This is a genomic window from Streptomyces sp. NPDC127106, from assembly GCF_042677605.1.
In the GTDB taxonomy this organism is placed as follows: Bacteria; Actinomycetota; Actinomycetes; order Streptomycetales; family Streptomycetaceae; genus Streptomyces.
Window position 1 is genome coordinate 24,889 of sequence record NZ_JBHXTC010000050.1, and the last position, 8,397, is coordinate 33,285.

Genomic DNA, 8,397 nt, shown 5'->3' on the forward strand with positions numbered 1-8,397 from the left:
GCCGGATCTCCTCCTCTGGTCCCACCGGGCGGGCTCCGCAGCGCCCTAGGGTTGGGCCCATGGACATGGGGACGGGGACGGACGGGTCTGAACCCGACTGGGTGGGCCTTCAGGGCGGGCTGCTCACGGTGCGAAGACTGCTGCTGGCGGGGTGGACGCTGGCCCTCGCGGGCGCCACCGCCCTGGCGCTCTGGCTGCTGGCCGGCCCGGCCTGGGCGGCGGCCGGGGCGTTCTGGCTCGCGGTCCTGGCCTGGGGGTGGGGGCTGCTCGAACGCAACTGGCGGTCCTGGCGCTATGCCGAGCGCGCCGACGACCTGCTGATCAGCCGGGGCGTGCTCTGGCAGGGGCAGACCGTCGTCCCGTACGGGCGGATGCAGCTGGTCGAGGTGACCTCGGGGCCGCTGGAACGCCGCTTCGGGTTGGCCTCCGTCCAGCTGCACACGGCGGCCGCGGCGACCGACGCGAAGATCCCCGGTCTGCTGCCGGCGGAGGCCGAGCGGTTGCGGGACCGGCTCACCGCGCTGGGCGAGGCGAGGTCGGCGGGCCTGTGACCACCGAGTCCGCGGAGACCGGACCCGTCGGGTCCGCCCCCGCCCCCGCCGCCCCGCTCGCGGCGCCCGCACCGGCCGCAGAACGGCGGCTGCACGTGCTCACCCCGCTGCGCCGCGCCTGGGTGCCGATCGCCGGCACCGCCGGCGTGCTGGTCCAGCAGGGCGAGCGGCTGGGCGAGTGGATCGAGGACCTCACCCCCGGCGTGCGGGCCGTGATGGTGGCCGGCCTCGTCGTCGTCTTCGCCGTGTACGGCTTCCTGAGCTGGTGGTTCACCCACTACTCGGTCACCGACACCGAGCTGCGCATCCGCAGCGGCCTGGTCTTCCGGCGCACCGCGCACATCCGGCTGGACCGGATCCAGGCCGTGGACGTCACCCGCCCGGTGCTGGCCCGGATCGCGGGCGTCGCCAAGCTCCGGCTCGACGTCATCGGCACCGAGGCCAAGGACGAGCTGGCCTTCCTCGACGAGCGCGAGGCCGTGGCGCTGCGCGCCGAGCTGCTCGCGCTGGCGGCCGGCTTCGCCCGCGAGGAGGCGGCTGCGGTGGGCGAGGCCCCGCAGCAGGAGCTGCTGCGGGTGCAGCCCCGCGACCTCGCGGTGTCGCTCGCCCTCACCCTGGGCACCTGGGCGGCGATACCCGCGGCGGTGGTCGCGCCGCTGGCCGTGTGGTGGTTCAGCGAGAGCGTCTGGGCGACCCTCGGCACGCTGGTGCCGATCCTCGGCGGTATCTGGGCGGGCACGGCCGGCCGCTTCCTGGAGGAGTACGACTGGCGGGTCGCGGAGTCCCCGGACGGGCTGCGCATCGACCACGGGCTGCTGGACCGGGCCCACGAGACCGTGCCGCCCGGGCGGGTGCAGGCCCTGCGGATCGTCGAGCCGCTGCTGTGGCGGCGGCGGGGCTGGGTCCGGGTGGAGCTGTCCGTGGCCGGCTCGAAGAACGGGGTCCTCATCCCGGTGGCCTCCCGGGCCGCCGCCGGGGCCGTGATCGCGCGGGTGCTGCCGGGTGTGGACCCGGACGCCCTGGACTTCCGCCCGTCCCCGGGTGGCCGGGCGCGCTGGGTGGTCCCGGTGTGGTGGAAGGGGTACGCGCTGGCCGTCTCCGAGGAGGTGTTCGCGGCCCGGCGCGGGCGGCTGTGCCGCCGTACGGAGCTGGTCCCGCACGCGAAGGTGCAGAGCGTCCGGCTCACCCAGGGCCCGTGGGAGCGGGTCCGCGGCCTCGCCGACGTCTGCGTGGACACCGGTGCGAACACCACGGTCACGGCCCGCCTGCGGGCCGCGGACGAGGCCGCGGCCCTGCTGGGTGCGCAGGCGGACCGCTCGCGCACCTCCCGCGCGGACGCCCGCCCGGACCGCTGGATGACCTGAGCCGCCCGGCCCGGGACGGGCGGGAGGAGCCGGCCCTATGCGGCGCCGGCGCCGCCACCCGCCCGGACCAGGCCCGACTCGTACGCGAGGACGACGACCTGCACCCGGTCGCGCAGGTTCAGCTTGGTCAGGATGCGGCCGACGTGCGTCTTGACCGTGGCCTCCGAAAGCACCAGCCGGCCCGCGATCTCACCGTTCGACAGGCCCTGGGCCACCAGCAGCATGACCTCCCGCTCGCGCTCGGTCAGCCGCTCGATCTCCTTGTTCTGCGGCTCCTTGGTGCCGGTCGGCAGCATGGGCGCGAACCGGTCCAGCAGGCGCCGGGTCGTCGAGGGGGCCACCACCGCGTCACCGCTGTGCACCGAGCGGATCGCGGCCAGCAGTTCCGCCGGCGGGACGTCCTTGAGCATGAAGCCGCTGGCGCCCGCCTTCAGCCCGGAGAAGGCGTACTCGTCCAGGTCGAAGGTGGTCAGGATGATCACCTTGGGGTGGTCGGGGCGCTCGCAGATCCGCCGCGTGGCCTCGACCCCGTCCAGCCGGGGCATGCGGACGTCCATCAGCACCACGTCCACCTTCGTGGACCGCAGCACCTCCAGCGCCTCCAGGCCGTCGCCGGCCTCGGCGACCACCTCCATGTCCGGCTGGGCGGCGAGCACCATGCGGAAGCCCGTGCGCAGCAGCACCTGGTCGTCGACGAGCATGACCCTTACGGAATTAGCCGGCGTGGGCGCGTCAGAGGCAGTCATGGGGCGAGCATACGCAGCGGTCCGGTCCGCCGGACCGGTGGTGGGGGCCACGTCAGCCCTTCTTCAGCGGGAGCAGTGCGCTGATGCGGAAGCCGCCGCCGGGGCGCGGGCCCGCGTCCAGGGTGCCGCCGACCATGCCGACCCGCTCGCGCATGCCGATCATCCCGTGGCCGGCGCCGTCGGCGCCGCCGTCCTCGTACAGCTCGTGGGCCGCGCCCCGGCCGTCGTCCTCGACGAGCAGGCCGAGCCCGTCGTCGAAGTAGACCAGCCGGACGCTCGCCCTGGCCTCCGGGCCGCCGTGCTTGCGCGTGTTCGTCAGCGCCTCCTGCACGATCCGGTACGCGGTCAGCTCGACGCCGCTGGGCAGCTTGCGCGGGGCGCCCTCGACCTCGAAGTCGACGTCCAGACCGGCCGCCCGGACCTGCTCGACGAGGACCTCGATCTGCTCGACGTCCGGCTGCGGCACGTAGTCCTCGGACTCCTGCGGCTCCCCGGTGCGCAGCACGCCCAGCAGCCGGCGCATCTCCGCCAGCGCCTGCCGCCCGGTGCCGGAGATGGTCTGCAGGGCCTCCTTGGCCTGGTCCGGCGCCACGTCCATGACGTACGCGGCGCCGTCGGCCTGCACTACCATCACCGAGACGTTGTGCGCGACGACGTCGTGCAGCTCGCGGGCGATCCGGGCGCGCTCGGCGGCGACGGCCACCTTGGCCTGGGCCTCGCGCTCCTTCTCCAGCCGCTGGTTCCGCTCGACGAGCTGGGCGTAGTAGGCGCGGCGGGTGCGCAGGGAGTCGCCGAGCACCCAGGCGAGGGCGAACGGGACCATGGCGAACAGCACGAGCAGGACGTTGTTGACGCTGTCGCCCTTGTCGACGGGGAAGCGCAGTGCGTACAGCGGGGAGGCGGCCAGCCCGATGCCGAGCGCGGCGCGCGACAGCGTGCGCGGGAGCTCGGCGGAGGCGGCCACGGTGAACAGGACGACCAGCATGCCGAAGTCCGCGGTGTGCGCCTCGACGCCGGCCAGCAGCTGGTAGGCGCCGGCGCCGACGGCCAGCCAGAACATCTGCCGCGTCCACTTCCGGCGCAGGGCGACGACGGCGCCCATCGCGATCACCGAGGGGACGGCGATCAGCTTGGCGGCGGTGTCGTAGGAGCCGCTGCCGGCGACCTCCAGCATGGCGATCCCGGACAGGAGGACAGCCCAGAAGGTGTCGACGCCCGTCGGGTGTCTGCGGAGGAAGTCGTAGAGGCGCTGCACGTAACCCAGCGTAGGCAAAGAAGATAGGTGCTGGAGTCAACCACAGGTGCGATCCGTGATCCGGGGGTGTACTCCGCAAGGTGGAGGACGACCTTAGCCTGTGGGGGATGAGCATTCAGGGCGAAACCGAGGGTCCGGTCGGCTGGCGGGCGGCGATGGAGGCCGCGCTGTACGGGCCCGGCGGCTTCTACGTCCGCCCCGGGGGCCCGGGTCCGGCCGGGCACTTCCGTACCTCCGTGCACGCCTCGCCGCTGTACGCGGGGGCGGTGGCCCGGCTGCTGTGCCGGGTGGACGAGCAGCTCGGCCGCCCGGAGGGGCTCGACCTGGTCGACGTCGGGGCCGGGCGCGGGGAACTGCTGGCCGGGGTGCTCGCCGCGCTGCCGGCGCCGGTGGCCGCGCGGGTGCGGCCGTACGCGGTGGAGAAGGCGGGGCGGCCGCGCGGCCTGGACCCGCGGATCCGGTGGGCGGCCGAGCCGCCGGCCGGGACGACGGGGCTGCTGTTCGCCAACGAGTGGCTGGACAACGTCCCCCTGGACGTCGCGCAGGACGGGCACTACGTGCTGGTCGCGCCGGACGGCACCGAGAGCCGCGGCCCGGAGGTCGGCGCCGCCGACCGGGCCTGGCTGGAGCGGTGGTGGCCGGGGCCCGGCCGCGCCGAGATCGGGCGGCCGCGGGACGGCGCCTGGGCCGCGGCCGTCGCGACCCTGGAGCGGGGCCTGGCGGTGGCCGTGGACTACGCCCACACCCGCGGGACGCGGCCGGCGTACGGGACGCTGACCGGCTTCCGGGAGGGCCGGGAGGTGGCCCCGGTCCCGGACGGCAGCTGCGACGTCACCGCCCACGTGGCCCTGGACTCCTGCGCCGGGCCGGGCGCGGTGCTGCTGACCCAGCGGGAGGCGCTGGCCGCGCTCGGCGTCTCGGGCGCCCGGCCGCCGCTCGCGCTGGCCTCGTCGGACCCGGTGGGCTACGTCCGCGCCCTGGCCGCGGCAGGGGAGGCGGCCGAGCTCACCGCCCGCGGCGGGCTGGGCGACTTCGGCTGGCTGGTGCAGCCGGTCGGCGTGGCCGCCTGGCCGCACTGACGCGCCGGAGGGGCCGGCAGGGCCGGCCCCTCCTCTCCCTCGCGGGCGACTGGCGCCCCCGGTTCCGCGCAACCGGGTTTCCGCCTTACCTGGTCACCCCGCTACCCGGTCACCCCCGTTACTCGGTCACCTCGTTGCCGTGCCCGTCGTGCAGGCCGCCGCCACTGCCCGCGCCGCCGCCGGTCGGCTGCGAGACCACCGGCTTCGCCAGCGGCGCCAGGTCGTGGGCGTAGTGGCCCACCGCGTCCGCGATGACGTCCACGTTGATGTCCAGCGCCTTCTGGTCGATGTTCGTCAGGTCGTCGCCCTTGGCGTGGTAGTTCGGGTCGTAGGCCACGCCGGCCTGCCCGCCGAACTTCGCCGCCTGCGCCTCGGTCTTGATGCCCTCGGCGCCGGTGAAGGTGCCGCCCGAGGGGATGCCGACCTCGATGAACGGGCCGTAGTCCGAGCGGCCCGTGAAGTCCGTGCCCTCGTGCGGGATGTTCTTTGAGTCGAGGAAGTCGGTTATCCCCTTCTCCAGCTGGGCGGAGCCCTCCGGGCCCGGACCGGCGCCGACGCCGTCGGAGTTGTCCCCGTCGTAGACGAAGTAGGCCGGGTTCGGCGAGCCGATCATGTCGAAGTTCAGGTACAGCTTGATCTGCTTCTTCTGCGCCTCGGTCAGGCCGCCGACGTACGCCTCGGAGCCGAGCAGGCCGAACTCCTCGGCCGACCACCAGGCGAACTTCACCTTGTTCTTGATCTTCTTCTGGTCGTGTGCGAGGCGCTGCGCGACCTGCAGGATGCCGGCCGAGCCCGAGCCGTTGTCGTTGATGCCCGGCCCGCCCGAGACCGAGTCGAGGTGCGCGCCGAGGAAGACGGTGTTGTTCTCGTCGCCGCCCTGCGTCTCGGCGATGACGTTGAACGTCTTGCGCTGCTCCCGCAGTTCGCGGATGTCCAGGGTGACCTCGACCGGGCCGGCCGCGGCCTCGGCGGCGAGCTTCTCGCCGTCGGCCCGGGTGACGCCACCGGTCGGGATCTTGCCCGCGTTCGGGTCGCCGAGGGTGCCGTTGAGGGCGCCGTCGGTGTTGTTGTAGATGATCGCGCCGACGGCCCCGGCCGCGGCCGCGTTGGCCTGCTTGACCGCGAAGGTGCAGCCGCCGCGCTTGACGAGGGCGATCCGGCCGGTGAAGGCGCCCGCGGCGAAGTCACCGGGCTCGCAGCCGTTGGTGCCGTCGGCGTCGACGGGCGCCGCGGCGATCTGCGCCGTGATGCCGGACTCGGGGCCGCTCGCGGTGTACGTCATCAGCTCGATCGGCACGTCGCGGCCGCCCGCCCCGTTGACCTTCAGGGTCTCGGCGACGGTTTCGACGTAGGTGAACTCGAACTCGTTGCGCGAGACCTGGTACCCGGCGTTCTTCAGCACCGCTTCGACGTACTGGGCGGACTGCACGTGGCCCTTGGAGCCGGCCACGCGGGTGCCGTTGTTGTAGTCGGCGATGGACTGGAAGACCTTCAGGTGGTTGTAGGCGCCTTTGCCGGTCGAGTCCTTGACCAGCTTCCTGGCCAGTGCGTCCGCCCGGGCTGCGTCGCTCTGCGGGCTGGTGGCGCCGGCCGGGCCGGCCAGGAGCAGCGGCGAGACGAGGGTGGCAGCGGCCAGGACGGCGGTCGCTGCGGCTATGCGGCGTGAGGGCATGAAGGTCCTTCCACGACAGGTGCGAGCAGACAGACGGACGGCAATGCGCGGTACGTGGGGGGAGTGGTGGACGCACGTTATAGACGAGCAGGCGGATCTGGCCAGAGTTTTCACTGATTCCGGTTTGTGAATTCCGTATATCGGTGCATCTGCGCAGTAAGGAACCGGCCACCGCTAGCGCAGGACGCCCTCGATGAAGTCGGGTCCGATCCGGGCAACGACCCCCAGATCCAACTGGTGCTGGGCATACCGTCCCTGACGCCGCGTATGGAGCAGTCCGGCCTTCTTCAGCGCGGACAGGTGTCGCGACACCTCCGGCGGGGTGATGCCGTGTACGGTCGCCAGCTCGCTCGTCGTGTACGGCGCGCGGGCCAGGCTCCGGCACAGCAGCATCCGCATCGGGTGGGCCAGCGCCTCCATCCGCCGCTGGAGCAGCTCCACCGAACCGGGGGACGGCAGTTCGGGGTTGCGGACCGGGTAGTGGACCACCGGCCGCCAGCCGGGGGCGTGCAGCACGAGCAGGTGCGGCCAGCCGAAGTGCGTCGGGATGAAGACCAGGCCGGGGCCTATCTCCGGATCGGTCGCGGTTGCGGTGCCGTTGACCATCTTGTCCGCGGTGATGGTGGTGCGGGCCTCGTCGACGCTCAGGGCGGCGGAGACCTCCTTCAGCGCGGCGGACAGCCCCCTGCGGCGCAGCACCTCGGTCTTGTGCCGGGCGTCCGCGGTCTGCTCGGGCTCTATCCGCCGCCAGGTCTCGGCGAAGAAGGCCTCGTCGCAGTCCTCCAGGAGCCGGCGCATCCACACCCGTACGCCGGTGGTGTCGTCCAGCAGCCGCAGCGAGAACTCCAACCGGCCGGGGCCGCGCGCGGCGGCCGTCTCCAGCACCTTGGCCCGGGCGCCGGCGTCGGTCAGCGGCGAGGGCCCGCCGCCCTCGTTGTACAGGGCCAGCCAGCAGTGCTCCAGGGCGGCCATCACGAACCGCTCGTCGTCCAGCTCGTCGAGTACGTCGAGCTCCTCGGCCAGGGTCGCGGCGGGCAGCCCGGTGCCGTCGGGGATGCCGGCGAAGGCCATGAAGATGTCGGAGAAGGAGCTGCGCCACATGAAGTCGCCCTCCAGCAGCCGGTCCGCGAGGCAGGGGTCGAGCCCGGCGGCGGTGGCGGCGGTCCAGGAGGCGAGCCCCGGGTGGTGGGCGGGCTGCGAGAGCGCGTGCAGGGTCATGCAGAGCTCGGCGAGCGGTGAGATGGCGAAGGAGATGTGCTCGTCGGGGAGCCCGGCGATGTCGATGGTGACGCTCATCGGCCCATTCTGGCCGCCGCCGGCCCCGATCGGGCTGTGCCGCCGCCACCGGCGCGGCGCCGCCCCGCCAGCTGTCTCCCGGAGGCCGGCCGTGCGGCCTGCGCTGCTGGTCAGGGCGTCGATTGACCAGCAGCGTCAATCGACGCGCGGTCTGCCGCCGGAGGGTTCAGGGTGGACGTATGACAGCGATCGAGCAGTACCTCATCGACACGTACCGGGCGTCCCAGCAGGGGGCCCCCATGCCCCCGCCGCCGGGTCGCGACGACGTCGCCGTGGTGCGGGCGGCCCGGAGCTACGAGCAGTTCCGGGCCGTCCTGGACGGCCGGGGGGGGCCCCCCCCCACCCCCCCCCCCCCCCCCAACAAAAAGGAGACCAACCAAACCCGCGAGCAACAACGAACAAAGGGCGGGGCCGCGCGGGGGGGGGGGGGCCGC

The 8,397-nt window shown here is 73.7% G+C and carries 7 protein-coding genes; 3 read left to right on the forward strand and 4 right to left on the reverse strand.

Annotated features, from left to right (window positions below; all coding sequences use genetic code 11):
* Positions 1-59: 59 nt before the first annotated feature.
* On the forward strand, positions 60-551 hold the full coding sequence (locus tag ACFVGY_RS29860) for a PH domain-containing protein (RefSeq protein ID WP_385682985.1): 492 nt from the start codon (positions 60-62) through the stop codon (positions 549-551).
* The gene (locus ACFVGY_RS29865) at positions 548-1,915 is read left to right on the forward strand and encodes a PH domain-containing protein (protein WP_385682988.1); all 1,368 of its coding nucleotides are present in this window, start codon (positions 548-550) and stop codon (positions 1,913-1,915) included. Before ACFVGY_RS29860 ends, ACFVGY_RS29865 begins: the two co-directional genes overlap by 4 nt.
* A gap of 35 nt (positions 1,916-1,950) precedes the next feature.
* On the opposite strand, the gene ACFVGY_RS29870 is transcribed toward ACFVGY_RS29865, so the two are convergent.
* Both ACFVGY_RS29870 and ACFVGY_RS29875 read right to left on the reverse strand, forming a co-directional pair.
* On the reverse strand, positions 1,951-2,661 hold the full coding sequence (locus ACFVGY_RS29870; protein ID WP_385682991.1) for a response regulator: 711 nt from the start codon (positions 2,659-2,661) through the stop codon (positions 1,951-1,953).
* 52 nt (positions 2,662-2,713) lie between these two features.
* Positions 2,714-3,916, reverse strand: coding sequence for a sensor histidine kinase (locus ACFVGY_RS29875; RefSeq protein ID WP_385682993.1), 1,203 nt, complete (start codon positions 3,914-3,916; stop codon positions 2,714-2,716).
* A 107-nt stretch (positions 3,917-4,023) separates the two neighbouring features.
* On the opposite strand from ACFVGY_RS29875, the gene ACFVGY_RS29880 reads away from it, so the two are divergent.
* Entirely contained in the window at positions 4,024-4,995 is a 972-nt protein-coding gene (locus ACFVGY_RS29880; protein ID WP_385682996.1) for an SAM-dependent methyltransferase, read from the forward strand.
* Positions 4,996-5,113: 118 nt separating this feature from the next.
* On the opposite strand, the gene ACFVGY_RS29885 is transcribed toward ACFVGY_RS29880, so the two are convergent.
* Together ACFVGY_RS29885 and ACFVGY_RS29890 are read right to left on the reverse strand one after the other, a co-directional pair.
* On the reverse strand, positions 5,114-6,667 hold the full coding sequence (locus ACFVGY_RS29885; RefSeq protein WP_385682999.1) for a M28 family metallopeptidase: 1,554 nt from the start codon (positions 6,665-6,667) through the stop codon (positions 5,114-5,116).
* Positions 6,668-6,841: 174 nt separating this feature from the next.
* Complete coding sequence (locus ACFVGY_RS29890) at positions 6,842-7,963, reverse strand: DUF5937 family protein (protein ID WP_385683002.1); 1,122 nt, start codon at positions 7,961-7,963, stop codon at positions 6,842-6,844.
* Positions 7,964-8,397 lie beyond the last annotated feature (434 nt).